Source organism: Synechococcus sp. HK01-R, assembly GCF_014217855.1.
Classification (GTDB): Bacteria; Cyanobacteriota; Cyanobacteriia; order PCC-6307; family Cyanobiaceae; genus Synechococcus_C.
In genome coordinates this window covers 924442-950835 of the sequence record NZ_CP059059.1, presented here as the reverse complement: position 1 = coordinate 950835, position 26394 = coordinate 924442, and the positions used below count along the sequence as shown (strand labels likewise).

Annotated in this window: 18 protein-coding genes and 5 pseudogenes; 4 read left to right on the top strand and 19 right to left on the bottom strand. The window is 54.8% G+C overall.

Annotated features, from left to right (window positions below; genetic code table 11):
* Nucleotides 1-145 precede the first annotated feature (145 nt).
* From H0O21_RS04880 to H0O21_RS04855, 6 genes and pseudogenes are all read right to left on the bottom strand, one after another.
* The gene (locus tag H0O21_RS04880) at nt 146-2044 is read right to left on the bottom strand and encodes a nucleoside-diphosphate sugar epimerase/dehydratase (RefSeq protein WP_255441137.1); all 1899 of its coding nucleotides are present in this window, start codon (nt 2042-2044) and stop codon (nt 146-148) included.
* An 11-nt stretch (nt 2045-2055) separates the two neighbouring features.
* Nucleotides 2056-3222 (bottom strand): DegT/DnrJ/EryC1/StrS aminotransferase family protein, encoded by a 1167-nt coding sequence (locus tag H0O21_RS04875; RefSeq protein WP_185190603.1) that lies wholly within the window; start codon nt 3220-3222, stop codon nt 2056-2058.
* A 246-nt stretch (nt 3223-3468) separates the two neighbouring features.
* Nucleotides 3469-4482, bottom strand: a complete 1014-nt coding sequence (locus tag H0O21_RS04870; RefSeq protein ID WP_185190602.1) for a GNAT family N-acetyltransferase — start codon at nt 4480-4482, stop codon at nt 3469-3471.
* Nucleotides 4483-5184: 702 nt separating this feature from the next.
* A protein-coding gene (locus H0O21_RS04865; protein WP_255441136.1) for an IS5 family transposase occupies nt 5185-6164 on the bottom strand; the annotation gives its coding sequence in 2 pieces (ribosomal slippage) (nt 5185-5540 and nt 5540-6164; 981 coding nt in all).
* A 266-nt stretch (nt 6165-6430) separates the two neighbouring features.
* Complete coding sequence (locus tag H0O21_RS04860; RefSeq protein WP_185190601.1) at nt 6431-7771, bottom strand: GNAT family N-acetyltransferase; 1341 nt, start codon at nt 7769-7771, stop codon at nt 6431-6433.
* A 385-nt stretch (nt 7772-8156) separates the two neighbouring features.
* Nucleotides 8157-8368, bottom strand: a pseudogene (locus H0O21_RS04855) (transposase); the annotation flags it as partial.
* Between the two features lie 210 nt (nt 8369-8578).
* On the opposite strand from H0O21_RS04855, the gene H0O21_RS04850 reads away from it, so the two are divergent.
* Nucleotides 8579-9817, top strand: coding sequence for an IS256 family transposase (locus tag H0O21_RS04850; RefSeq protein ID WP_370523084.1), 1239 nt, complete (start codon nt 8579-8581; stop codon nt 9815-9817).
* Between the two features lie 341 nt (nt 9818-10158).
* On the opposite strand, the gene H0O21_RS13355 is transcribed toward H0O21_RS04850, so the two are convergent.
* The 9 genes from H0O21_RS13355 to H0O21_RS04805 form a co-directional block, all read right to left on the bottom strand.
* On the bottom strand, nt 10159-10332 hold the full coding sequence (locus H0O21_RS13355; protein ID WP_255441135.1) for a hypothetical protein: 174 nt from the start codon (nt 10330-10332) through the stop codon (nt 10159-10161).
* 98 nt (nt 10333-10430) lie between these two features.
* Nucleotides 10431-10682, bottom strand: a complete 252-nt coding sequence (locus tag H0O21_RS04840) for a hypothetical protein (protein ID WP_185190600.1) — start codon at nt 10680-10682, stop codon at nt 10431-10433.
* A gap of 102 nt (nt 10683-10784) precedes the next feature.
* Nucleotides 10785-10976: a transposase family protein gene (locus tag H0O21_RS04835; protein WP_185190599.1), complete on the bottom strand. Its 192-nt coding sequence runs from the start codon at nt 10974-10976 to the stop codon at nt 10785-10787.
* A 206-nt stretch (nt 10977-11182) separates the two neighbouring features.
* Nucleotides 11183-13156, bottom strand: coding sequence for an asparagine synthase (glutamine-hydrolyzing) (gene asnB / locus H0O21_RS04830; protein ID WP_185190598.1), 1974 nt, complete (start codon nt 13154-13156; stop codon nt 11183-11185).
* A 3-nt stretch (nt 13157-13159) separates the two neighbouring features.
* On the bottom strand, nt 13160-14050 hold the full coding sequence (locus H0O21_RS04825) for a class I SAM-dependent methyltransferase (RefSeq protein ID WP_185190597.1): 891 nt from the start codon (nt 14048-14050) through the stop codon (nt 13160-13162).
* Nucleotides 14051-15402: 1352 nt separating this feature from the next.
* Nucleotides 15403-16716 carry a glycosyltransferase family 4 protein gene (locus H0O21_RS04820; RefSeq protein ID WP_185190596.1) on the bottom strand — a complete coding sequence of 438 codons (1314 nt, stop codon included), beginning with the start codon at nt 16714-16716 and terminating at the stop codon, nt 15403-15405.
* A complete protein-coding gene (locus H0O21_RS04815) occupies nt 16713-18650 on the bottom strand; it encodes a heparinase II/III-family protein (RefSeq protein ID WP_185190595.1) in 1938 nt (645 codons plus the stop codon). The genes H0O21_RS04820 and H0O21_RS04815 overlap by 4 nt, the downstream gene beginning before the upstream one ends.
* Complete coding sequence (wecC, locus tag H0O21_RS04810; protein ID WP_185190594.1) at nt 18647-19861, bottom strand: UDP-N-acetyl-D-mannosamine dehydrogenase; 1215 nt, start codon at nt 19859-19861, stop codon at nt 18647-18649. The genes H0O21_RS04815 and wecC overlap by 4 nt, the downstream gene beginning before the upstream one ends.
* Nucleotides 19858-21756 carry a bi-domain-containing oxidoreductase gene (locus H0O21_RS04805; protein ID WP_221625469.1) on the bottom strand — a complete coding sequence of 633 codons (1899 nt, stop codon included), beginning with the start codon at nt 21754-21756 and terminating at the stop codon, nt 19858-19860. The genes wecC and H0O21_RS04805 overlap by 4 nt, the downstream gene beginning before the upstream one ends.
* 567 nt (nt 21757-22323) lie before the next feature.
* Between H0O21_RS04805 and H0O21_RS04800 the strand changes: the two genes are divergently transcribed.
* The 3 genes and pseudogenes from H0O21_RS04800 (at nt 22324) to H0O21_RS13350 (ending at nt 23152) form a co-directional block, all read left to right on the top strand.
* Complete coding sequence (locus H0O21_RS04800) at nt 22324-22470, top strand: hypothetical protein (protein ID WP_185190592.1); 147 nt, start codon at nt 22324-22326, stop codon at nt 22468-22470.
* Nucleotides 22471-22577: 107 nt separating this feature from the next.
* Complete coding sequence (locus H0O21_RS13600) at nt 22578-22802, top strand: transposase (protein WP_185190591.1); 225 nt, start codon at nt 22578-22580, stop codon at nt 22800-22802.
* Nucleotides 22793-23152: pseudogene (locus H0O21_RS13350) on the top strand (transposase). The gene H0O21_RS13600 and the pseudogene H0O21_RS13350 overlap by 10 nt, the downstream one beginning before the upstream one ends.
* A 341-nt stretch (nt 23153-23493) precedes the next feature.
* On the opposite strand, the pseudogene H0O21_RS04780 reads toward H0O21_RS13350, so the two are convergent.
* The 4 genes and pseudogenes from H0O21_RS04780 to H0O21_RS04765 all read right to left on the bottom strand — a co-directional run.
* Nucleotides 23494-23979 (bottom strand): annotated as a pseudogene (locus H0O21_RS04780) (transposase); the annotation flags it as partial.
* A gap of 307 nt (nt 23980-24286) precedes the next feature.
* Nucleotides 24287-24957 (bottom strand): annotated as a pseudogene (locus H0O21_RS04775) (IS256 family transposase).
* 41 nt (nt 24958-24998) lie between these two features.
* A pseudogene (locus H0O21_RS04770) lies at nt 24999-25212 on the bottom strand (IS5/IS1182 family transposase); the annotation flags it as partial.
* A 163-nt stretch (nt 25213-25375) separates the two neighbouring features.
* Nucleotides 25376-26284 (bottom strand): hypothetical protein, encoded by a 909-nt coding sequence (locus H0O21_RS04765; RefSeq protein WP_185190589.1) that lies wholly within the window; start codon nt 26282-26284, stop codon nt 25376-25378.
* Between the last annotated feature and the right edge of the window lie 110 nt (nt 26285-26394).

Sequence of the window (26394 nt, the reverse complement as noted above, 5' to 3'; positions counted from 1 at the left end):
CCCAGCGGCTCTCACAAGGCCTCCGGCTTGATCGCCACAGCCAACACAGCCGCGGCCTCAAAGCCGCGTTGGCAGCAGATCACCCCATGGAGACGGAGAAGCGCTGGCCTTGATGCCCATAGACGCATCGTTTAACCCCAAAAAATCAGCTCTCGGCTGTCTTTGCCCCATCCCCCCGCTGCCACTCCGGCACCAGCTCCGCCAGGAGAGCAAGGGCAGCCTCCACATCCTGGGCTGCGATGACGGCGTCGAGCACATCGAGACGAGGCCAAAGCACCTCTGGCGGCAGCGCTCGTTCCTGGGCGCGGAAGATTAGGGGGTGCTGGGTAGGTTCGGATTCGGCGTCGATCAGCAGCTCTTCGTAGAGCTTCTCGCCGGGGCGCAGGCCGGTGCAGGTGATGGTGATCTCACCATTGGGGTTCTGGGCATCGCGCAGCGAAAGGCCACTGAGGCGCACCATCTGCTCGGCCAGGTCTTTGATGCGCACCGGTTCACCCATGTCGAGCAGAAATAAATCACCGCCTTTGGCGAGGGTGGCGGCCTGGAGCACCAGCTGGGCCGCTTCCGGGATTGTCATGAAGTAGCGGATGATCTCCGGGTGGGTGAGGGTGATCGGCCCGCCAGCGGCGATCTGTTTACGGAACAGGGGCACCACCGAACCCGACGAACCCAGCACATTGCCAAAGCGCACCATCGCCAGTCGGGTGCGGGGATGGCCAGAGCCCTTGGCACTCTGCAAGAGCTCCAATGTTGACGCCTGCACCACGAGCTCCGCCAGGCGCTTGCTGGCGCCCATCACATTGGTGGGACGCACGGCCTTATCGGTGGAGATCAGCACCAGTTCACTGACGCCCGCGGCAATCGCGGCCTGACACACCACCCGGGTGGAGCCCACGTTGTTGGCGAGGCCAGCCAGCGGATTCGCTTCCACCAGGGGTACGTGTTTGTAGGCGGCGGCATGGAACACGGTCTGCACGCCATGGCCGGCAAACAGCCGTTGCACCAGCGCCGGATCGGCGGCGCTACCGAGCACCGGCAGCAGGGCCACTGATGCAGGCAGTTGCTGGCGCAGCTCCTGCTCCACGGCATAGAGCGTCGGTTCACTGCTCTCGAGCAGGATCAGCGTTTTGGGAAACAGCTGCAGGATCTGGCGGCAGAGCTCCGAACCGATCGAGCCACCGGCGCCGGTGACGCACACCACCGCATCACGCAGGCAAGGACCGAGCAGCTCCGGCACGGGCGGCACGGTATCACGGCCGAGCAGGTCTTCAATGGCGACCGGGCGGAGCGCATCAATGCGGGCCCGGCCGGAGGTGAGGTCGTCCACCGAGGGGATCTGCAACACCGGGATCGCCTGGCGTTGCAACTCAGCCACGATGCGGCGGCGTTCACTGCGGGGCAGCGAGGGAATCGCCAGCAACACCTGATCGAGCTGCTCCTGGATCTCACTCAGCACCTGGGGCGGCTGGATCGGAATGCCGTTGATCGAGCGCTGCCAAAGCGACGGTGCATCATCGAGAAAGGACACGATCTGATGGTTGCCGGCCAGGCGCAGAGCCGCGGCGAGCTGGGCACCGGCCTCACCGGCGCCGTAGATCGCCACACGCACCATCTGCTTCTGGCTCACCGAGCGGAGGGACAGGAGCAGATCTCGCAAGGCAAAACGCACTGCTCCGGTGAACCCGGTGAGCAGCAACCAGAGCAGGATCCAGCTGCTGCGAGGCGGCATCGGCAGACGCAAGATCACGCCAAGGCCCGCCAACAGCAGCACCAACAGTCCATTGCGACCAGCGAGCCGGTAAAGAGCGCGGCTACCGACGTAGCGCGTGAGGCCCTTGTATTGCCCGGTGAGGGCATACAGAGGCAGGCCCACCAGCAGCACCGCCGGCAGCAACCACAACCCGGCAGCCTGAAAGCTGGGATGGAGCGGATGGGCCAGCCGCAGCCAAAAGCTGAGCCACACCGCCAATGGCAGCAGCAGGGCGTCGATGCCGATCAGCAGCAGCCGGCGGGCGAGCGGAGACAACCAAACGAGCTGGCGCAATGACTCAGATCTCACCGGCAAGCGCACTTCACCACCGTCCGCACAGCCTCTGCATAGCCAGCCATCTGCTCGGGGATGATGGTGGGGTGCACCAAAAACATCAAACTGGTCTCCCCCAGCGCACGGGCCACAGGCAACCGCTGCGCAGGTACCAAGCCAGCCTCCTGGAAGCACTTCTCCAGATAAATCTCACTGCAACTGCCAGAGAGGGCGGGGTATCCCAGGGATGCGATCTCGCTGAGGATGCGATCGCGACTCCAGCCATCGGCTAATGCTTCAGGCCTCACAAAGGCATAGAACTTGTACCAGGCGTGAGTGATCCCTTCTGGCGGCAGAGGCACACGCACGGCGGAGCAATCGGCCAGTGCATCGGCGAGCAGGAGGGTGTTGCGGGTGCGGGCGGCGGTCCACTCGGGTAGGCGCTGGAGCTGGATGCGGCCGATGGCGCTCTGCAGTTCGGTGAGGCGGAAGTTGGAGCCGAAGCGCTTGTGCAACCAGCGAAAGCCGGGGGGGTGTTCGCAGCCGTAAACCGCCTCGTGGGTTTTGCCGTGGTCTTTGAAGGCCCACATCGAATCCCAGAGATCGGCTCGGTTGGTAGTGACCATGCCGCCTTCTCCGCCAGTGGAAATAATTTTTTCTTGGCAGAAGCTCCAGGCGGCCAAATCACCGAAGCTGCCGACGGACTGACCGTGGATGCTGGCGCCATGGGCCTGAGCGCAGTCTTCAATAACAGCGATTCCATGGGCCTGGGCCAATTCGAGAATCGCGGGCATGTCGGCGGGCCAGCCTCCCAGGTGCACCACGGAAATGGCCTTGGTGCGGGGGGTGATCAACGGCGCGATCGTTTCGGCTGTGATAGCCCCGGACTCAGCATCCACATCGGCGAACACCGGCTTGCCGCCAAGCAGCACAGCGCTTGAGGCTGTGGCGATGAACGTGCGCGGGGTGGTGATCAGCTCATCGCCTTCCCCAAGACCAATCGCAAGATAGGCGGACGAGAGTGCGAGAGAGCCGTTAGCCATGGCGATGGCATGGGCGGTACCGCACCAATGGGCGAACTCCTGCTCAAACCCGGTGGTTTCCTGGCCGGTCCAGGTGTTCACCTTGCCGGAGGCGAGCACTTGGCTTGCAGCGTCGATCTGATCGGCATCGAAATGGGGCCAGGGGGCGAGGGTCACGATATAATGAGGACAAAAGTGATAAATTAGGTGGGGGCAACACCTGCACTGGCAAGGCAAAAACTATAATGCCATCGGGCAGTCTTGCCGATGTAGCCAAAATATTTAGCGACTTTCTAAGCAGGCGGCTGAACAGCAATATTTTTCTACTCGGAAAAGGGCGCGGGGCCAAATAAGAGAAGCAAAGCAGTACCAAATGAATCTCTCACAGGAGGTACGGTAAAAATAAAACATTAAATAAATAATCTATTGCCGATACAACGGAAAGAAGCAGTTATCGGCGCGAAGATGCTGCTTGGACTCACAAAGTTCGCAATAGATACGCTCCGAGAATACCATTTTAGTAACATAAAAGGGCTTGATCGCACCCGAGAAGCCAGCCTTAAACTTGAAAAGCGAGTCCCTAGCGCCACCAAGACCACCACCTAAAACTAAATGATCGAGGTTCATGCTCTCCGCCAGCTCGTGCGCTGTAGCTATTATCGACTTGGAAGCAGACAAACCCCGAAACTCACGACAAGATCCACTCAAATAGTACTGCATTATTTTATTCGTAACAACAAACATAGAAGCCGCTATCACCTTTCCCTCAAAAGACGCGAAAATGATAAAAGGCTTAAAGTCATTAACAGCGACAAGCTGCTCAAAATAGCTCTCGCTGAAAAAATAGTAGTCGCGCGCACCTAGGTCACGCATTGCATTTACGTAGATACGAATAAATTCCATTAGCCGGGAACATTGCCAATCAACTTCAAGCCGCAGTCCTTTTTGCCTGGCGTTAATAATTTCCCTACGATGAGAGCCACGATAAGACTGCAAGATGGGCTGCCCTGGCCTAATATCAATGACAACGACATCTCCAATTTTGTCGTGATCGCTTCGATAATATCCAGCATCTAAGTAATCTGCAAAAAGCGGATGAATTCTCGAAAACAAAGAAATAGCGCCATAGTTCTTCATCTCACTAAGCAAGCATTCCAGAATTAGACTAGAATCAACCCCTTTCATAAACAACGGCCCCCCATAGCCATACGCGCCAGAAAGATCATGGTAGACTGTATTTTGTATATTACGCCTCAGAGTTGGCCAACAACCCAGCACTCTATGGCGATCATCAAAGACGGTGAATAGCAAAGGATCACCCTCGCCATTATTTTTACTAATCTCATGGTAGTCAAATGAATGCGAATAATCATAAGATCTTAATTGTTTTAGGATATATTTCCATCGAGTCTTATCAGAGATAATTTCAGTAATCATTTTAGGAGAACAACAAGCAACCGGTCAAAAGGAATAAAGAGCTGAAACGCTGGAAGAGCATAGGAGACATGTGAAACTTGAAAATTTAGGGACTACCGAGAATAGGGACTACCGAGAAGATAGAATCGGAGTCGAGCAATCAATCAACACGCCGCAGCTATCTGAGGCTTCGGTGGCAGAGTGCGAACATTTTAACCGCGCAAATTGATCACTAGGGAGCGTAGAAAGGTCGCAAAAGGTCAACATACTGTTCCAGCTGCTTCTGGAGCGTCATAAGCAGCTTATTCAGTGTTTCGGTGGCAACCTGGGTAAAAGCAAGCTTCTCGCGGATCAGACTCCAAGGTTGATTCAAAGTGTGTCACAGGCATGCTTGCTGTGGCTCTTGGCATGGAGTGGTCAGTGGGATTGCGGTGAATTTCAGGAAAGATGTCGCTGTCGGCGCCTCTTCAGGCGACCTGTTGAAATAGTAACTCTTGCTCTGCGGTTGCGTCATCTGGCGGTTCATTGATCCAGACAACGTCAGGTTGACGCTAGGGAAGCTCTGGGCAACGCCGGTTTGAGCGGCGCGGGGCCGCCAAAAGTTGTCTGACGTGGCCTTTGTGTTGCATTGAGACTTGAATCAGCTCCTGGATAGCTGATTACGGGCTCTTTGCCTTCTTTTTTGGCACCCTGTTCATCCCAACAGCCACACCAGTTCTGTGTTCATGCTGCAGCCAGTAGATGGCCACGAGCGAGAAACAGATTGGTCAGTGCGGCCATCACATTAATCTTGCATCGATTCTTGGCCAGGCCACGCAGTCGGGTCTTTTGAAAGCCGAACTGTTGTTTGATCACCCTGAATGGGTGCTCAACCTTGGCGCGGACGTGTGCCTTTGCAGCCTCGATCAGATCCTCAAGCCTTCCTTCTGGAGTGTAAGGTAGCGCTCGGCGTTTGCCTGGTCGCATCGCCACCCGAAACACTGCTGAATGGCCCGCCATTTCAGGTCGTTTAGTGATGCCCTGGTAGCCGGCGTCGCCGTAGACGACCTCCTCATCGCCATGCAACAGCTCAGCCGTGGGGTGAGGTCGTGCACGTTGGCGGCTGTGGCGACGACTGAATGGATCAGGCCGGAGTCCTTGTCGACGCCGATATGGACTTTCATCCCGAAATACCACTGGTTTCCCTTCTTGGTCTGGTGCATCTCGGGATCGCGCTTCCCTTCTTTATTCTTGGTGGAACTGGGTGCCGCGATCAAGGTGGCATCGACGATCGTGCCTTGGCGCATCGTCATGCCCCTTGTGCTGAGATGGGCTTTGACCGTCTCAAAGATCTGCTGGCCCAGATCGTGCTTCTCCAGCAGGTGGCGGAAGGTCAGGATCGTCGTCTCATCAGGGATCCGGTCGCTGATCAACTCGATGCCGGCAAAGCGGCGCATGGTGGGCACCTCGATCAGGGCCTCTTCCATGGCCGGATCGCTGAGGGAATACCACTGCTGCAACAGGTGGATCCGCAGCATGGTGGCCAACGGATAGGGAGGCCTACCGCCTTTCTTGCTCGTCTTTGGGTAGTGGGGCTCGATCAAGTCGATCAGCGCCTGCCATGGCACAACGACCTCCATCTCAGAGAGAAACTTCTCCCGTTTAGTCTGCTTCTTGGCCGTGGTGAGCTCGTAATCCAAGAAGCCGAGCTGTTTGCCGCCCATCAACCCAGTCTTGGCCTGCGATCACAGGGACATTGTCCCGCGAATGGCCCTGGTTTTCCAGAGTCTCCCTAATCAAGTGAGACCCGTTCACTAACAAGTGGTCTCGCAGATGTGTTGGGCAGCCAGGGGGACCGGTACACACCTGCAGGCCGCGCATACACTCACTGCAATTGTTCGATTCTCTCGAAACTGACTAGCTTTTCATCAGCCTCTTAAGCAAGAATTTAACGCAGGCAGAGTGATGTCAGAAGCCCCTAATGGAACAATTACGAGCCCGCAAATGGAGTCCATTGCATTAGAATAATATCATATGTAGCGCATACGTTCACAAAAGCAGGCCTTTCATTTAAAAGAGATTTAAATATTGAAACAGGACATCTAATTTTAAGATAATCGGGTAACATGAGGCATTTTTCTAAAACACGCGGAGGCGCATCAGAAGGCAGATTCACGAATCTACCATCAATAATTCCCACTTTGATTCCGTCTATAATTGAATGAGAAATTCCGTAAACTTTATACTGCTCGGAATTAATTATTTGAATATAATCTTCCAATGAATTACGGCCAGACCCATGTGCGCTCAAAATGCAAGTTGACTGCCTGCTTACTTCCCTAAATCCATTGCGAGAATAGAATCGTATTGCGTCATGGTTTCTTGAATCAACGTGCAGGGTTACAGCAAGACCACCAGAAAGAAACTTTAGATAGTTGATCAGTTTTTTCCCGATACCTTTTGATCTCTCAGAATGCAAGACGGCAAAGTAATTGACATGAAAAAATGCATCATGTACAATATAGCAAATAGCGGCAAGCATCTCTTGCCCCCTAAAAACACCCATCAACTTCGACTCTTTGAGCAGCACCTGTTTAAGAAAAAAAGGGAAGTTGACTGCTGACAAAATCGTCGCATCTTTAATTTCATCTGAAATTTCTGACTGAATCAGCTTTCCAGCACTGATTATTTTACTACTAGGCACTTGTTTAACATGAAGAGAATGAGCTCTCTCTGTATCCAAATCTTTCATGGAGAGACTTGGGTCTACTAAGACGCCATGGCCCCGAGTGACCACGAAAGCTGTTTTCAGTAAAATACGCAAATCAATCCACAAGTTATAACCAACTGCATATTTGACATCTGCTGCCAAACGCTGATCCCACCCACACAAATTTCTGCCCTGAACTTGAGCATACCCAGTCATCCCAGGAAGAACTTTGAATCGAGATAGTTCTCTTTCGCTAAAAAAGGGCAGGTATCGCATTAGCAGTGGCCTAGGCCCCACCAGACTCATTTCGCCCTTGAGTACATTCCAAAGCTCTGGCAATTCATCCAGTGAGGTAGAACGCAACCAGCAGCCAAAAGGTTTAAGACGATAGGTATCTGCTAAAAGAGCTCCCGATGAATCACGATCATCAGTCATTGACCGAAACTTTACTAACCAGAAGGCCTTGCCGCGGTAACCGATTCGCTGCTGGTGGAACAAAACAGGCGATCCCAGATTCACAAGCACCAGTAGAGCCACTGCTAGCAGCATCGGAGCAAGAAGGAGTAAAGCAATTAAAGCAATGATGCGGTCGCAGATTGCCTTAAAAAAGAAATAAATCATACAGTTGTAAAAGGCTTAGTGAGGTTGATGGCTTTTATTGGACAGTTCTAGCAGCTAACACGGTGAGCGCCGGGCGAAAGGAACAGGATTCGGTTATATCGTAGGCCTCTTGTGGAATTTTGCCTCCAGTGAAGCTGTTTCACATAGAGCCTATCGCGGCTTTCCAAAAACGCCCCTAAATCAGACGAGATCGCAGTGACACCAACGGATCTGACTGAGACAATGAGGCATGCAAAGGTCCAAGTAGGGCTTCCTGAGAAAGTGAACCCACGCCCAACCCATCAAAGATCTGAGCACGAATAGCCTGGAGCCTTGTAGTTCATGCGGGGGCCGCCTGATTACTCAGATACGCGAAACGTGAACCCTTCTCTGGTTCATTGCCGAAGAGAAGCTGGAGCCAGTACGCAAAAAAGACAAAAAGAAGCTCCAGTAGCTTCTCTAGGTTCATCACCAGAACATTCAGTGCAATGGTTAAACCCTTGTTGCAGGGAGCTTATCACGAATCAGGCCCAGTCCAAAGCGCCGCTTTCCTTGTGCGATCTTGCCTTCAACGGCATTTCTTTGACGCTGGTCATCGATGAACTGCTGCTTCTCGGCCAGGGCTGATTAAAAGTTCAGCCAGGAGTGGATTCCGGCTGCCGCCGCGCCATTGCCAGCAGCAGCGTCCCAGCAAGTGGTGTAACTCGGGGGCATCAGCCCCGGCGTAGCCGGGGCTGACGGCTCGCCTCACTCACGTCTGTGATGTAGCAATGGGTGGGCAGGTCTGTGACCCTGTTCGGAGCAGTACCACCAAACCGAACACAGACCATGACCCTCACCCATAGTGGCGCCTCCGAGCTGGCTCTGCTCATGGAGGGCACCACCGCTTGCGACCTGATCCCGGAGATCGTGCGGCGGGGCTTCCAGGATCTGCTGGAGGCCGAGGTCTCAGCTGCCATCGGTGCGCAGCTGCACGAGCGCCGGCCTGATGAACGCGCCACGCACCGCAGCGGCTACCGCGAGCGGGTGCTTACCACCCAGGTGGGCGACCTCACCCTCGCCATCCCAAAGCTGCGCCAGGGCAGCGTCTTCCCCAACTGGCTTGAGCCACGCCGGAGGGTCGACAAGGCCCTCTACGCCGTGGTGATGGAGGCCTACACCGGTGGAATCTCTACCCGCAAGGTCGACGCTCTGGTGGAGGCGCTGGGCGGTGCCAGCGGCATCTCCAAATCCGAGGTGAGCCGCATCTGCGCTGGCCTGGACGAGCAGGTCAAGGCCTTCCTGGGCCGGCCGCTGGACCATGCCCGTTTTCCGTACGTCTACCTCGATGCCACCTATCTCCCTGGCCGGCTCGGCCGCAACCTGCAGGTGGTGTCGCGGGCCGTTGTGGTGGCGATCGGCATCAATGCCCTCGGCTACCGCGAGGTGCTCGGGATCGCCGTGGGCGACAGCGAGGCGGAGGGCTTCTGGCGCCAGTTCCTGGGCAGCCTCAAGGAGCGAGGACTCAATGGCACCCGCCTGGTGATCTCCGATGCCCACCTGGGGCTGACCGCGGCGATCAAACGCATGTTCCAGGGCTGCTGCTGGCAGCGCTGCCGGGTGCACTTCCTGCGCAACCTGCTCTCCCACGTGCCCAAGGCGGGTCAGGACATGGTGGCTGCTGCAATGAAAGCGGTGTTCGTGATACAGGCACCCGATCAGGTCCGCGCCCACTGGCAGCGGGTCACTGAGATGCTGCGAAAGCAGTTCCCCTCCGCTGTGCCGGTGATGGAGGCTGCCAGAGACGACGTCCTGGCCTTCCTGCACTTCCCGCAGACGCACTGGCGCAAGATCTGGAGCAACAGGAGGAATGGCAGCTGGAGCGTCGTCGCTTCTTCTCTGAGGCCACCATGGCCAAGATTCCAGAGCCAGAAGAGCCGCTGGAGCTCACCGATGGTGATGCGGCAGATCAGACGGTTGCAGCCATCAACTGAATCACATCAGCATCTTGCAGATTCCATACAGAACTCCACGATCGTTGAGTTGCACATTCAGCGATCAGGGTTCAAAGTGGATGAACGGAGCTGAACAATCAGTCCCGGGCAGTCATCTTCTGATTGCACCTGTTCACCCTCCGGAAAGGGTCATAGGACCACCTGAGTTACACCACTCAGAGGGGTGCGCTACCTTGCACGCAATGCCGTGATGTCGTGCATCACTGCCTGTAAGCCAGTCCGGATCGAGCGGAAGCCAGCCAGCCTCAGCAGGTTCATCGCTGCCGTGCGCAGGGTGGCCATCACTCCAGCGCCATTGCCCCGGTAGCGGTGGGCATCCTCATGGAGCTGGTTGTCACGGATCCAGTGCCAGGCCTCAATGCTCCAGCGGTCGCGCCAGTTGCAGCAGCGCTTCTGGCGTGGTGCGCAGGCTCGTCAGGAACACGTGGGTGGCGTGAAAGGCCTTGCCGTCACGGGTGCCGCTGGCTCGGTGACTTCCACGGTCCAGCTGGTGCCGATCCAGGCCTCGCTGATGTGCTCGAGAGCCTGCTTGGCGCGCAGCGTCCAGGTGATATCGCGGCCATGGCCAACCTCGTGATCCGTTGCCACGAAAGGGATTCTGCGCTTGCCCTGGAACTGGCTGCGGATCTGGCGGTGCAGCGTCTTCTGGATGGCTCACTCCTTCGGAGAAGCCTTCGGCTACACGGTCAGGAGGAAGTCGGCTCCCTGCTCCTAGAGCTGCCGAAAAACGGTCGCTGGGTATGGAGCGCATCCGCCTGGATCAGCACACCCTCAAGATCGAGCTCGCCGAGCAGTTGGCGCAGCACCGCCCGCTCGTGGCTTTCGCCGGTGGCGTAGCAAGCCTGGCTGATCGCCACGCCCAGAGCGGCGGAGTACAGCGTGACCTGGGCAATGAACGCCGTTCCACCACCGGCTGTGGGCTGAATCGAGCCTCTCAAGGTCTAACCGTCACAGACCAGCTGATCGAGATCCGCTGCTTCGTCTGGGATCTGGGCAATCGTCCAGTCACGGATCGCCGCGCAGAGCGCCGCCACGTCCACCTAGTGGAAGAAGTAACGAAACGAGGAATCCGATGGCGGCAGCCGCAGCTCCACGCCAGGCGCCTCGGTGAGCACGGCGTGGTGGTGAATGGCAAAGCGCTGCAGATCCCGCAAGCTCTGGCAGCCACTCAGGATTCCGAAAACGGCCACCAGCAGCAGATACCAGGCTGGAAACCGAACCCCGCGCCGCATCCGCGCATAGGGGGGTCGACCTCGATTAGCTGATCAGGTCGAGATCGGTTGCGGCGGGTGCGCTTTCGAGCATATAGAGGAGGCGATTCCGCCGAACTCAACCCATGTTAACAGCCCCGGCAAGAGAGCCTGGGACAGACTTTGAATCAGCCCTGCCTCTCCCTGCAACCGCCAGGCATTCCTCCAGTTGTAGAGGGTCCAAACTCCTAAGAATGTGAAGAGAGATTCAGAGCGGGTTGGTCGATAAAACGGCGACACCAGACTTCAATGCAGGCAAGAGACAAGAGGGTGTAACTCGCATCAACATCACCCTCACTATTAGAAGAAATTAAACCGTGAACAGCCTGAGGATCGAACAAACCACGGCGGCGCAATCGATCCGTTGATAAATTGTCGAACAACCAATCCTTGAGTTCATAACGCAACCAGGAGCGCAAAGGTGCACCAAAACCGCTTTTGGGACGATAAATCACATCATAAGGCAAAATGGGTTCCATCGCTTTCTTAAGGACCCATTTGCTCTGGCCACCGCGCTGCTTAAAATGAGGTGAAATGCGGGAAGAAAACTCGACCAAATCACGATCCAAGAAAGGAACACGCACTTCGACACCAGCTGCCATGGACATTTTGTCGGTATAATTAAGGTTATGATCAGAGAGAAAAAAACGTTGCTCGAGAGCCAACATACGATGAAGTGGATCTGTTTCTGATGGAAGCTCTGCTAAGTATGCCAACATTGGATCTTCAGCAATTGTCGAACCCAAGGCGTGGCGGAAAGCAGGGGTGAACAAGTCATGAAGATCGGCTCGATCAATCCAGCGAAAATAATGAACGAGACGCTGATCACCATTTAGATGAGCACCCGAAAAGGCTTTTCGAAGACGTCTAAACGAGGAATAGGTTACGGGTAGTCGGGCAGAAAGATTGCGCAACTGAATCCGTAGAGGTCGTGGCAACCAACGCCAATAACGTTCGGATTGCAAGGCGAAGTGTCGACGATATCCAGTAAAGATATCATCACCTCCTGCACCAGATAGGAGGACTTTTATACCATGATCACGAGCAAGCTGACTGATCAGTAAGACGTTTAAAGAAGCAGGGTCGGCAAGTGGCTCATCGAGTTGATAAACCATATCCTCAAGACCATGTGCCATACGCGCAGCGTCAACATCAACGACGTTCAGAGGTACACCGAGGTGACGTGCAACTTTTTGTGCATAAGGAAGGTCATCAGAAAAACCTTCACTCGAATCGCTTCGTACATTAATCGTGAAACACTGAAGATCAGAATTAATTTCCTGCGCAAAAGCAACGACACTGCTTGAATCGAGACCACCTGAAAGGAAGGCACCCACTGGCACATCAGAGACCATTTGGCGATGGACGGCCTGACGGAGGAAAGATCTAGAACCGTGAATAGCTTCGGCCTTATCAGGAATAGATGTTGAATTCAGCAGGGGATTAAAAAATGACAACCGATACCAAGAAAAGTATTCTTGAATCAATCCCCGGGAAATGACCATAGCGTTGCCAGGCTCTAGTTTAGCGACCTGACGAACAGGTGTACTTGGGCCTGGATTCCATAGAAACGTAAGATAACGCTCAAGCGCAACAACATCAACATCACTATACGCTGTATCAAGACACTTGATCTCACTAGCAAAAAAGAAACCATCTCTCGATTCCTGAAAATAAAGAGGCTTGACTCCAAAAGCGTCGCGAGCTAATATAAGAGAATCAAAACGCTTGTCCCAAATCGCAAAAGCGAAAATACCATTGAGGCGATTCAAGAAATCAGAGAAAGCCTGTGTATCAAAAGAACCATCAAATGAATTACGACAAGCAAGATAAGAAGCAAGAAGAACTTCGGTATCAGATGATCCTTTGAACAGGAAACCCTGACTTTCCAAGCCTTTCTTTAATGCAGAAAAATTATAAATCTCACCATTGAAAGTAACAACAACGTCATTATCTAGACTGCGCATCGGTTGGCGCCCATTTTCCGAAGGGTCAAGAATAGAGAGACGCGTGTGGACTAGGCCAATATTGGACGCAAAATCTTGATAATAACCGTGACCATCTGGCCCTCGGTGAGACAGTCGAGCAAAATAATGATTATACCAACCAGAAGAGGGATACTCTACAGATTCAAAAAGGCTAAAGCCAGCAATACCGCACATGACTCAGTTAATATAAGGGTTTTTAGGCAATTGTGGGAAGACCCAGCCATATCGTTGCATTTGAATAACCAATTGAGAAGGAGGTTCAACCTTAAAAATAAAAGCGCAGGTAATCAACGGAGGCATAAACCGAAACCGAACAAGAAAATCCAAAAAGAAGAGCTTTGCCTTGAAAAGAAAAATAATACACCTAGACCTTAAGGAAGTATCACTCATGCGAATAAATTCATATCCTGGTGAATATGTCGTGTTAAGCGGATAGAAAGCCAGGTGATGATAATGCAAGCCCATACAAGCTTTTTCTATATCCCGATACGATATAGAATACATATAGTTGCCAACAGGCTCATGAGCATGGCGCGGGTAAGGCTTAGATTTCAAACAGCGATACAAAAATAGGAGGGCTCGGAGAAATGGTGACATGGAAGCAAACAAATCATTTGGCTCAGAAATGAAAACACCAACCTTTGCACAACGTAGCATTTCAGATATAGCCAGAAAAGGCCGCGGGCAATGATGAAGAGCTTCCTTGACAAATATAAAGTCAAAAGACTGGTCCGCAAAACCAATTGACTCCGCATTTTGCACGGAAAAATCACCTATAAACCCCCTTGAATTCCCAATAGAGAGTAAGGTATCAGAAATATCGGTTGCATGAACATTAAAACCCTTATGATAAAAATAAGCAGCATCGTTTCCATAACGACCATCTCCCAAGGTTAGAAGGCTGGGAGAATTGAAAAAGTTTAGAAGCTTAAGGAAGGGAGAACGTTGACGATTGTGCGCAAAAGAATCTAGGGTATCAGAATGCATCCAACTCTCACCGACCGCAGCGCGATGCGGATCGCTGAGAACTCGATCCCATTCTGACTGATGATTGTCGTACTTAATCATTAGAAGAGAAAAGCTGAAAACGAATCAAGAGTATGTAGGATAGAAAAAACCTAAGCAAATCGGAGATAATCGCTAATGGAATAAAATAGAAAGGGAGAATACAACAGTGAAATTTGTAACGACTCAACAGATGCCTAGGCGATCGTATGTCAAATAATAATTTGAAGTAAAGATATGGATTCATGCTAGAAGTGGAAAAGTTATTACCAGGTCCCGTCGAAGTATTATCATGATCAACACAAACCGAAAGGCAAGTAAATGATGGATAACCAAATCGATGAAGACGAAGACACCATTCACCATCAGCGTGGTAATGCGGAAGATTAATATCATCCGGCAAAATATTTCTATAAATAGCCTCAGCGGGCACAAAAGTGCATTGAAAACCTAAGACATCCATCGGTTGAAGAACGTTTGAAAGGTTTGAGATTACAGAGTAGTCTGAGCCGACGAATGGAGGATAAAAAAGCGCAAAGGGTGGGAAAACAGAACGAGCTCCAGAATAAATAACTTGTTGTGTCTTCACAAGTAGATTGATAGGGGAGACAACAATTTGATAATCACAACAGTAATGCGATAAAGCAGAGAATGTTTCCCGCGTCTTTAACACAACATCGTTATTCATGATGCAGAAACAATCAAAAGGCGAAGAAAGACTTACAAGGTCAATCAAAGATTGACGAACAGCGCCAGTCCAAAAATTATCTGATGACAGAGGAAGATAGTGAAAGACAATCGAGCAAGACAGTGAATTAAGACTACGAATATATTCGCTAAGAAGAGGATCGCCCTTCGAATCAGATATAATCACATGAGCAGGTTGAATTGTCTGAAACAAGATTGAAGAAACAAGTTTTCTCGTCTGATGCAACCGACCGTGCGTAGGAATAACAACAGCAATTGATGGCTTATTCATTGAGCTGCAAGTCGTGTTTTAGAGGATGTATCGAAATGCAATCAAACGAACAAGGGGAGGAAATGAGAGGAGTGGCGTAGGAAGCTTTTGTTGAACAATTCTGTCCCATGATAACGTTTGTTTAAGCGAGAAGAACAGGGTCAGTTTCAGCATGAACCTCTTGGGGAGTTTTGACTCCTATAGAGCTATGTGGCCTTACATGAAAGTACCTCCAAAGGAAGCGGACCAGATTGAATTCAGCCTCCCAGCCATCGTGTAGGCATGCAGATACAGTTGGTGATGTATGAGGGCTGGCCACAACGTCTCCACCAGGGCGCCAACCGAATCCTTCGAGTAGATATGCATGGGGTCTGGAGTCTGTGGGTCGGAGGTAAAACCCGGAAGATGACGACCTCACATCTCTTTGACAGCAGAATAGCCTAGTGAGAATACACATCTAGAAGCGTCTTTGGAGTACTTTGCGCAAGCCTATGAGCGGGTGACTCCTAGTTCGCCGACTATTGCGAACTGCTATAGAAGTCAAAACGTGACGCCACTGACCAGCCAACACCGCACGAGAGAAATGGGATTCAGCGAGGCGGCGCGCGTTGGCAGCCATAAACTCTCGCCGATCTGGATAATCCGCTAAACTTATCAAAGATTCTGCAAAGGCTATAGGATTCCGTGGAGGAACTGTAATCCCTAATTGATATTCATCAATGAGTTCGGCCAACCAGCCAGGGTAATTGTTCACAACTGGCAATCCGCATGCGAGGTAGTCAAAAAACTTGTTAGGTGAGGTGCCACGATAAAAGGCCGGTACATCTTCAAGCACCATTAGACCCACATGCACCGACTGCCTCAAGATCTGGGCCAGTTGGAATTTGGGAATCGGCGACATGAAATTACAGTTGACTAAGCCTTCAGCCTGCGTACGCTGCTCGAGTAAGGGCTTGCAACGGCCATCGCCGATGAAGAGTAGTCGAATGTCATGGCGTCCTCTCAGCTGCAATTCGGTGGCTGCATCGAGGATTGCATCAAGGCCATTGGCCAGACCATGAGTGCCCGTAAAGGCCGCAACAAAAGATCCTGCTGGTATGGATGAAACCAAGTCGCGGATTAGCTCTGGCTGCTTAAACTGGTGTGAGTCAAGCGGTTGAAATAACTCAAGATCACAGGCATTGGGAATGCTGGTTATGCGGCTGGGGGGGATGCCCCGATCGGCAATGCCCTCACAGATGCCGGGGGCCAGGCCAATGCAGGCATCTGCCGAGTGATAACTGCACCACTCCAGAACGGAGAGAGCTCGGAGCACTAGAGGATTACGCACCACCCCCATGGCACGGGGCAGCTCGGGCCAAAGATCGCGCACCTCAAACACGAAGGGAATCCCCCGCAACCAGCGGGTGGCGATTCCAGGAATGCCCGCTGTGAGCGGGGTGGTGGTGGCGAAGATCAGATCGGCATCGGAGCCCAGCGCCAGCAGCAGGCTTTGCCAGCTGTAGCGCAGAAACACCAGGGCGCGTTCCAACAGGCCAGCGTGATTGGTGTAAGGCAAATCGAACTCGATCACCTCGATGCCATCGACAAAGCCATGGCGGCGACCATTACGGCTATCCCCTGTCAGGCCAGTCACTGAACGGTCTGTCCGCAAACAAACCATGGTGACCTGATGACCATGACGTACGAGATCGCGTGCAAATTCATAAGAACGGGTCCCGTTGGAACCCGCAGGCGTAGAGAAGTACTGGTGGTAATAGAGAACCTTCACGGCTGCGGTGGTAGGGCGATGTAGGTGGTGATCAAAACGGGGGTTGATGCAGCAGCCACTTCAAGTTCCAACACCGGAAGGTGTGTTTTCTGTGCATAGAAATGCGACTCCCAGCCCTCCACAAGTTCCAGTCGCTTTATCGGCTGATTGCACTCCACGCTGATCTGGGCATAGAAGCTGAAAAGCTGAGCTGATGCACCATCAATACACAGCTGCCAATCGGCGGGGCAGAGGCGCCAGCGCAGCACCAGACGATCACTAAACGCGGCGCAGTGGTCGATGATCGTCCAGAGCAGTCGACTGGAATCGGCCTCTACCCGGCGCTGATGGCGGCCGTGGGGGCAGCGGTAGGCCGCTGTAATCGACGAGATGGCTTTGCCCGTCTCCACCTGCGGCGGTGATTCCAGCTGAAGCCAGTTGCCCCAGAGGAAGCGACCAAGGCGGGGCATGGGCTCGACGCCATCGAACTGCACGGAGTTGTGGCTGGAGATGCCTGGGAAGTAGGCCAGGTCGACAGCATCGGCATTGTAGCCGTAGCTGCCGCCATCGCGCAGCAGGTTCACGCCCTGGTGCCAGAGATCCAGATGCAGAGGATCGGCATGGGCCGGCCGGAAACGGTAGACAGGCAAACGAAGCAAAGCCCAGCTGGTGCTGCTGGGACGCAGCAGACCATAGCCGCCATCGGCAAAAAGCTCAACTGCTGGTGGGGGCTTGGGCAAAGCGGTCTCCGGCGCTTGAGGTGATGCATCCTCGAGCCCCTCTGCTGTCGGACTGATCAGCCCAAGCCAGTGGAGCGGCTCATCCCAGGGGCCCGGCGCCAAGGCAGGCTGACCTGTCAACAGCACCGAGGCCAGCTGCAGGGTGGGCCGGAAATCGCGGTAGGGCTGGCTGTGCAGCTGGTAGCAAAAGGCACCGTCGTTACTGCCGAGGTTGGGGCCATCACCGCTGCAGGGATCCAGCAGCGCAGCAAACCAATGGGTGGCCTTACGGCAGCGCTCCTGAAAGCGCCCCGAGAAGCGAGGCAGATCGAGCCAACGACGCCAGAGCTCCACCTGGGCGAGGGTGTCGAGCAGCAGGCGGTGATAAGTGAGCGAGTGCTGCGCAAAAGAGCCATCGGGCATCACCAGCCGAGCCACGCTGCGCTCCAGGGCGCGGAGGCCATCAGCGGCCCAGCGACGGCCAGCCGGGGCATGGGCGCTGGCGGAAGCGGCGAGCCAACTGCCGCCGATGAACAGGGCTGCGGATTCTGAGGTCCAATGGTTGTTGTCTTGCGCTTGCGCGTAGCGCTCGGTGGTGGCGATGCGCTGCAGATGCGCTGCCACAAAAGCCGCCCGCTGGGGACTGGGATCAGGCAGCTGGGCGGGGGCATCAGCAAGCTGCCAGGCCTGCAGGGCATGGAGCAGGCGCATGGAAACCTCCTGGCCGCAGAGCCAGTTGCTGCCGCTATTCACTGGGTGGGCATGGCACCAGCTCTGGCACCAACTGTTAAGAGCATCGCGGTAACAGTGGTCGCCGCTAAAGCGCCAGGCGCGGATCAGCAGCGGCGCCCAGCCCCAGCGGGATAGCTCCCAACAGCGCTTGATGTCGGCGCCGGCAAAGGGCCGGCAGCGACTCCAATGCTGCGCGCCACCCGGAAAGCGCTGACCCGAGGCGGGATCGAGGAACCAATCGGGCGGAGAGCCAGCGGCATGGCTCTCATGGCTGAACCAGGTGGCCGTGCCTGCCAGCAGAGCATCGGCCGCAGCAAGACAGCCATCGGCAGATAACGGAGCCGGTTGGGGCTGGCCGTTAAGAGGCTCAGGGATGGGGCACGGCCTTATGGGAAACTGGCGCTCGTAGAGGCCAGCCTGCAGCGCTACTCGATGAACGGCAACTGCCGCACAATTACGCCAGCCCAGCTGCTTGCTGGTGCGGAGCTGGGAGAGAACCTTCACGCCTGCTCAGTCACGCCGCAGAGGTCAAACACGGTGCGGCCAGCGAGATTCAGGTTGCGGAAGGGACTATGGGACACGAGGAAAACAAGCAGATCTGCGTCGGCGAGCACCTGCTCGAGGCTATGGAGCTTGATGGTGGGGTGGTCGTGCAGGTTGGGTTCGCAGGCGAGCACATCCAGGCCGGCCACCAACAGCTCAGTGGTGATGTGCAGAGCGGGGGACTCACGCAGGTCATCCACATTAGGCTTGAAGGCCAGGCCCAAGCAGCCGATGCGGGCAGGTCGGCCAAGCTGGTCTTCCAAGGCCTCAGCACGAGCCTGAACCTGCTCAATCACCCAGCGGCTCTTTCCGTCGTTCACGCGGCGGGCCGTTTGGATCAGGGGAGTGCAGTCGGGAGCTTCTGCAGCAATGAACCAGGGATCGACGGCGATGCAATGGCCACCCACACCGCAGCCGGGTTGCAGCACATTCACACGGGGGTGGTGATTGGCGAGGCGGATCAGCTCGCGCACTTTGATGCCAAGTCGATCACACACCAGCGAGAGCTCATTGGCGAAGGCGATGTTGACATCGCGAAAGCTGTTTTCGGTGAGCTTCACTAGCTCAGCTGTCCGAGCGGTGGTGGTGAGTAAATCGCCCTGGCAGAAGGTGGCATAAAAGGCCTTGCCGGCTTCTGCCGCGGCGGGGGTGAGTCCACCGATCACACGATCGTTGCCAACCAATTCCTTCAGGATCCGGCCAGGCAACACCCGCTCGGGACAGTAAGCGATGTGCAGCTGATCGGGATTCACCCCAGAAAGCTCTGCGATCACCTGGGCGACCTGCTCGGTGGTACCCACTGGCGAGGTGGATTCGAGCAGCACCAGATCGCCGGGCTGCAGCACCGGTGCAATCGCGCGGGCTGCGGTCAGCACATAGTCGATGTTGGGTTGGGGGATGCCATCCACACCACTGCGGAATGGGGTGGGCACGGCGATCAGGAACACATCCGCAGTGGCCGGGGTGAGCTGGGCGCTGAGAGCACCGCAGGCCACTGCGTCGGCCACGGCCTGATCAAGATCGGGCTCCACAATATGAATATGGCCCTGGTTCACGGTGGCGACCACCTGAGCGTTCACATCAACGCCGATCACGCGATGGCCGGCGCGGGCAAGCACGGCAGCTGTGGGCAATCCGATGTAGCCGAGGCCGAGGATGCAGCACGTCGTCATCGGTTCACCGCCCGCAGCAGCCATCGCTGCACTTCAAAGATCTCTTCAACTGGAATCGGCGGTGAGCCACCAGTTTCAATCGCTTTAAGAAAAGCCTTACAACAGGCCTCCTGGCCTTTGTCTTGCGACAGGAGTCGGCGGGTTCGCAAGCCAAGGATGCCCCAAGCCTTGAGTTTGCGGAAGTTGTCGAGCTGCAGCACCTTGCCATCAGCAAACACTTCGAGTCTCTCCTTGGGGAAGGCCTTGCTGCCGTTGGCGAAGTAGTGCACGGTGCCAATCGATCCGTCAGCGAAACGGAGCTGCATCGAGAAGGTGTCGGGGCAGGGTTTGCAATCAGCGGCGTTGATCAACTGCAGGTCTTCGATGGGGCTAGCTGCCAAAAAGCGCAGCAGGTCTACGAAATGGCAAGCCTCGCCCAGCAGCCGCCCACCTCCTGCAGCTGGATCTTGAGTCCAATGGTCGCCGGGAAGGGCGCCGGCATTGCAGGTGTAAACGAAAGCCTTGGGGCCACTGAGGCGGGACAAATGCTGCTGAAGCTCGATCAAAAGGGGAGCAAAGCGGCGATTGAAGCCCACCATCAGCAACGCATTGCCTGAGTGAGCGGCTTCGACCGCAGAGAGCTCATCAGCCGTAAGACAGAGCGGCTTCTCCACAAACACGTGCTTGCCAGCATCGAGAGCCAGTTGTACTAGAGAAGCATGACTGTCGTGGCGGGTGGCAATCACCACGCTGTTGGCAATGGGATCGGCAAGTAGAGCTGCAATATCTGTGCTTGCTTGGTAGAAGCCGAATTTGCGGCCCACATGCACCGGGCCGATTCCGGAGGAAGCGGCCAGGGTGTGAAAGCGCCCGCCGACCTTCGCAAAAGCTGGGATGAGTATCCGGCTGGCGTAGTTGCCGGCACCGATCACGCTGAGCAGCGGTTGGCTGGCGGCCACCGATTCAGCAGTTACAGGGAGCTGAATCACCCGCTGCTCAGGGTCAGCTGTTTGGGGGTAGCGCAGCAGAATTCCGAGTGAAGGCTCAGAGCTACTGAGCAGCTCATAGGCGTCGGATGCCTGATCGATCGGGAAGCGATGGGAAATCAGCGCCTTGGTGTGCAGAGAACCAGTGGCCATCGCGTGAAGGACGGCCTGGAAGTTGCGCTGTTCGGTCCAGCGCACAAAGCCGATCGGGTAGTCGTGGCCATGCTGCTCATAGACCGGGTCGTAGCGGCCAGGGCCGTAGGAGCAGCTCACTTGGAAGGAGAGCTCCTTTTTGTAAAAGAGATCGCGGCGAAGTTCGAGGCCAGTGACGCCGACCAAAACAATGCGTCCGCGCTGGCGGCAGGCTTTGGCGGCCACGTGCACCGGCTCACTGGAAGGGGTGGCAGCAGTGATCAACACCCCATCCGCACCGACTCCAGATGTGTACTCCAGACACCAGGCCACCGGATCCGCGCCGCTGGTAAGATGAAAAGAGACAATACCTAGCTTTTCTGCGAGGGCGCATTTGGAGGAATCGGGGTCAAGGCCCAGCACACGGCAACCCTGAGCAGCAAGGAGCTGGGCGGTGAGCAGGCCGATCAGGCCAAGACCACTCACCACAAAGGTTTCTCCCAGGGTTGGATTAGCGAGGCGAATACCCTGGAGACCAATGGAAGCCAGCACCGTGAAGGCGGCGGCCTCATCGCTCACATCAGGGGGGATGGGAGCGCAAAGATGCTGGGGTACGGCCACCAATTCGGCATGGGGGCCGTTGGAGGACACACGATCACCTACCTGGAAGCCTGAAACTCCTTCGCCCACTGCCACCACAGTACCTACGTTGCAGTAGCCAAGGGGCAGGGGCTGATCGAGCTTGTAGCGAACCGCATCGAATGTAGTGAGAAGACCATCGGTGCGGGCTTTATCCAACACCTGCTGCACCTTCTCTGGTTGCTGGCGAGCCCTATCGATCCAATTAGCCTTACCGAAGTCAACAATCATTCGTTCTGTACCAGCAGAGACCAGCGAACAGGCACTGCGGACCAGTAACTGGCCTCGGGAAGCCACAGGCGAAGGAAGACAACGTAGATCGCTGGAACCTGTGTCAAGTAATTGAAAAAGCTGTTTCATAATTCAGAAGTCAGAAAACATGGGTAAGGACTGGATGTAACGTCAAAAAAGAAGAGAACTCTGAGACGAAAAAGTGGGATTAGGCCCAACAAGGAGATCGCACTACGCTACTCGAACAAAATTCCGCAGCTATCTGAAAGGTCAGTGGCGGTGACTTTCAGGGAAGGTGTGACTCCAGAATTACCATTCAGGTGGAATGGAAAGCGATAACCAGCGTCCCCGGGAGTAGTGAAAATCTCTGGGGATCTCAACCCGGGGTGAGCCGGGGTTGAGCGCGCAGCTCAGGTACTCAGCTCAGCTGCCGTCGTTGCAGGGGGTGGGTAAGCCCGTGACCCTGGTTTGAGTCCTACCTCAACCAGACGAAGCATGCTGAAGAGTCATAGTGCCGCAGCGGATTTGGCACCGCTAATGGATGATTACAGCGCCGGGGAGCTGATCCCTGAGCTGATGCGCCATGGCCTGCAGCAGGTGATCGAGCTGAAGATCGCTGCTGTGCTCGGTGCTGAGCGCTAAGAGCGCCGCGAGGAGCGCTTCGGCCAACGCAACGGCCACCGGCCTCGGCTGCTCACCACTCAGGTGGGCGACAACGATTTCGAACCCCCAAACTGCGCAGCGGCAGTTTGCTGCCCTCGATCCTCGAGCCCCGCCGGCACGTGGTTCAGGCCCTCCACGCCGTCGTGATAGAGGCCTATTTCGCCGGCGTTCAACCCGCCGGGATCTCCAAATCCCAGGTGAGCTGCATCTGCGCTGTGATCGACCTGCAGGTGCAGGCGTTCCTCAGCCGGCCGGCTGGCCGCGAAATAATGCAGTCTGCTCCAGAGCCGTCGTTGTGGCCATGGACGTGAACGCTGATGGCCGCAGGGAGTTGCTCGGTCTCAAAGTGGGCGACAGCAAGAGCGAGCTCTTCTGGAGCGAGTTCATCGGTTCGCCCAAAGAGCGCGGCCTCAGTGGCGTCAAGCTCGTGAACAGCGATGTCCACAAAGGGCTCACCAACGCCATTCGGCGGATGCTGTAGGGCAGCTTCTGGCAGCGCTGCAGCGTCCATTTCGCCAGAAACCTGTTCCAGACCGTGCCCAAAGCTCACCAGGAGATGGTCACCGCTGCCCTGCGCTGGATACTCGCACAGCAGAGCAAGGAGGCGGTGCTGGAGCAATGGAAGGTAGCGCCCCCCGATTTACACTTGCTGGGACGCTGATCGGGTTCAGATCAGGACGGTGAGAAGTTTTCTTAAACCGGAAGGATATGATCGATCGCGTGTTACGCAGGAATGTTTCAGAGTGTCTTGCGCCCACTGATCGCCCCAATGGCGAATCAAGCAATGAATTCAAGACCATCAGCACTGCACATACTGACGAGTGGGAAGAGGCGATGAACGCAAGCCCGCCTCAGATCAGCATTTAGGGTTTCCTGAGAAAGTGAGCACGAGCCCAATCCGTCAAAGACCTGAGCTCGAATGGCTTGGAGCCTTGTAGTTCATGCGGGGGCCACCTGATTACTCAGATGTGCGAAACGTGAACCCGTTCCTGGTTCCTTGCCGAGGAGAAGCTGGAGCCAGTACGCAAAAAAGACAAAAAGAAGCTCCAGCAGCTTCTCCAGGTTCATCACCAGAACATTCAGTGCGATGGTTGAACCCTGTGTCGCAGGGAGCTTCTCACGAATCAGGCCCAGTCCAAAACGCCTTTTGCCTTGTCCGATTTTGCCTTCAACGGCATTCCTTTGGCGCTGGTCATCGATGAACTGCTGCTTCTCGGCGGCCACCAACTCAAGATCGTTCTTCGGCCGTCCCAGACGGGGGCCGCTCAAGCGGATTCCGTGACGCTGACAGGATGCACGGTTTGATCTTGTCCGGTAGATCTGGTCGGCACAAATCACCTTCGGATAGTGACCATGGCGGCGCCGATAGGCTATCGCTTGAGCCTTGAGGTCTTCTCCTTCGTTGTAGGGGTCGTAACTAAGCCGATCGAGGAAGGTGAATCCCTCACCGGTGACCGAGATTAAGATCTTGGCTCCGAACTCAACATTGCAAGCGAGCGATTGGGCCGCGTCCCTTTCCGTGGTGTAAAACCCGAGGCCCGATTGCACTGATCTGAGGTTGAACAGTGATGAAAGACGGGCTATCATTCGTGAGGCGAAAATGTGCCTCGTTGTTTCACGACGAATCCAGACGATTAACATGTCAAGTCGTTCGCCTGGATTGGTTTGTGGTTGTTGGCTACGCCTGCTTCTCTGCAGCTGACGTGTGTGCCGGCCCCCGTGCGCTGAGCAGCGCCGCTGCGCCCTGTGGGGGCGCAGCTCCACCGCTCAGCTGGGGCCTGGGCTGGTTGTCTGTTCAGGCCGTGGATTCTTGCAACGAGGGCTGAGTCGGGAGCTGATCCAGCGCCGGGATCTCGGCCATGCTTTCAGCTGAGAACATGCGCCGGCCCTCGAGCTGCCAGTGCTCGTCCTGCTCCAGCAGCACCGCTCCCACCAGGCGGGTGATGGCGGCGTCATTGGGGAAGATCCCCACCACGCGAGTGCGGCGTTTGATCTCCTCGTTGACGCGCTCGAGCAAGTTGGTGCTCCAGGCTTTTCCCAGTGGGGACGAGGGAAGTGACGGAACGCCAGCACGTCTTCTCTGGCCTCAAGCATCAGCTCGGCGGCCTTGGGGAAGCGCTCGGCCAGGGAGCTGGCAAGGTCATCCCAGCGGGCCTCGATCTCAGAGGCCTCCTCCTGGGCGAACACCGAGCGCAGCGCAGCGGTCACCATGCCCTGATGGGCTTTGGGTACACGCTGCAGCAGATTCCGGGCAAAGTGCACACGGCAGCGCTGCCAGCTGCTGCCCTGCAGCATCCGCCGGATGGCGTTGGTGAGGCCCTTGTGCGCATCGCTGATCACCAGCTTGACGCCAGTGAGGCCGCGCTCTTTCAGCGAGCCAATGAACTCGCTCCAAAAGGCTTCGCTCTTGCTGTCGCCCACTTTGAGACCGAGCAACTCCCTGCGGCCATCAGCGTTCACGTCCATGGCCACAACGACGGCTCTGGAGCAGACCTGCATCGCCCGGCCTTGATGATCAAGGCGCCGAGTGCCATGCGAAAGGGTTTTGCCGGTGCTCCAACCAAAGCCCTTGCAGAACTGGGGCGCGTAGTCATCCTCCAGTTCATCCCACGGAATGAGCCCAGCCAGCTTGATCCAGCGATTGTCACCAGAGAGTTTGCCGCCGAACGGCAGGAAGAAGTCCTCGAACGAGAGCTGATGACGATGCTCACGCCGGTACATGTGGAAAACTCCGGACCGCTTTTGGGCTCAAATCGGCTCGCTTTCGCACATTTTAGCGTCAAAAACTACTGAGTTGACTGCGCTGCAATGGATCTGGCCTCATTCAGGAGGCCCCATTTAACGATGAGGCCTGACAAGAAAAAAGCTCAGCTCGAAAGGGAGTTCAAGCAGCGTCAGACCTTCTAGCCAAAGAACAATCAGCAGGAAGCATCAATGACAACAAGTACAAAGGGAGAATCGCTGGTGTATTGACAAAAAAAGGTTCCTTGTACAAGAGATACAACATACCGACGGAACAGCCAACCGAAAGGGAAGACAAGAAGTTGGAATAATGTGAACGTCGCAATGAATCGAAAAGCTTCACAAACGAGACAAGTGAAACATAAATAATAAACAGAATCCACAAAAGCGTAGCAGGCAGGCCAAAGAGAAGCAAAAGATTGGGTATTCCAGAGTCAGTGCCAGAAGGCAGAGTCTCGTAAGTTTGCATACCCAAAGAAAAAGTTAAATCTGAAGCCGATATAGTTGACAATGCAGAATAGATATAAACTGGAAGATCAGAAAGCAGGCCGAACAAGTAACCCGAAGTGTTTTGAGTGGTCAGATCGACCCCTTGAAAAAGATTTGATATATAGACCAAGCCATAATAACGACCGGTCAAGAGAAAGATAAGGATATAAAAAGAGAAGAAGAAGGCAGAAGAAAATATAAATATTAAAAGAGAATTTTTGAGCGCTCTCCTAGGAAATCGAAAATTGGAAAGGGACAGAGAAAGAAAGAAATAAGACACGAAGAAAGCAAGAATTATCACCAAGCCCGAACTCCCCGACAAGATAGAAAGCAGGAAAAATGGTATACTACACAAAAACCATCGTTTGCCAATTAGAAAAACCGGGATTAGACTTAATAAAAAAAAGGAAGCGTAAGCAATTGATCCTGAGGAACCAATGAGGCCCAAAAAGCCAGGTAAACGGTACGACGCTTGAAGATAACCTGAAGAAACCGAAGAAACCTTAACGTATGGAAATGGTATCGAGAAATAATTGAGAGCAATACTAAAATAGGCAACCAACGAAAGAAGCAAGAAGATATAGCGGTACCTAATACAAATAGACCTAAAACCTAAATAGCTAAGCTTAAAGCCCGAAGAATCTATATAGCTAAAAACAATGCAATAGACAA

Bases quoted from the DNA above. Each gene is read 5' to 3' on its own strand.
- H0O21_RS04825 (WP_185190597.1), bottom strand. From the start codon at position 14,050: ATGATTAAGTACGACAATCATCAGTCAGAATGGGATCGAGTTCTCAGC.
- asnB (WP_185190598.1), bottom strand. From the start codon at position 13,156: ATGTGCGGTATTGCTGGCTTTAGCCTTTTTGAATCTGTAGAGTATCCC.
- H0O21_RS04870 (WP_185190602.1), bottom strand. From the start codon at position 4,482: ATGATTACTGAAATTATCTCTGATAAGACTCGATGGAAATATATCCTA.
- H0O21_RS04850 (WP_370523084.1), top strand. From the start codon at position 8,579: ATGACCCTCACCCATAGTGGCGCCTCCGAGCTGGCTCTGCTCATGGAG.
- H0O21_RS04835 (WP_185190599.1), bottom strand. From the start codon at position 10,976: ATGCGGCGCGGGGTTCGGTTTCCAGCCTGGTATCTGCTGCTGGTGGCC.
- wecC (WP_185190594.1), bottom strand. From the start codon at position 19,861: ATGACGACGTGCTGCATCCTCGGCCTCGGCTACATCGGATTGCCCACA.
- H0O21_RS04800 (WP_185190592.1), top strand. From the start codon at position 22,324: ATGCTGAAGAGTCATAGTGCCGCAGCGGATTTGGCACCGCTAATGGAT.
- H0O21_RS04860 (WP_185190601.1), bottom strand. From the start codon at position 7,771: ATGATTTATTTCTTTTTTAAGGCAATCTGCGACCGCATCATTGCTTTA.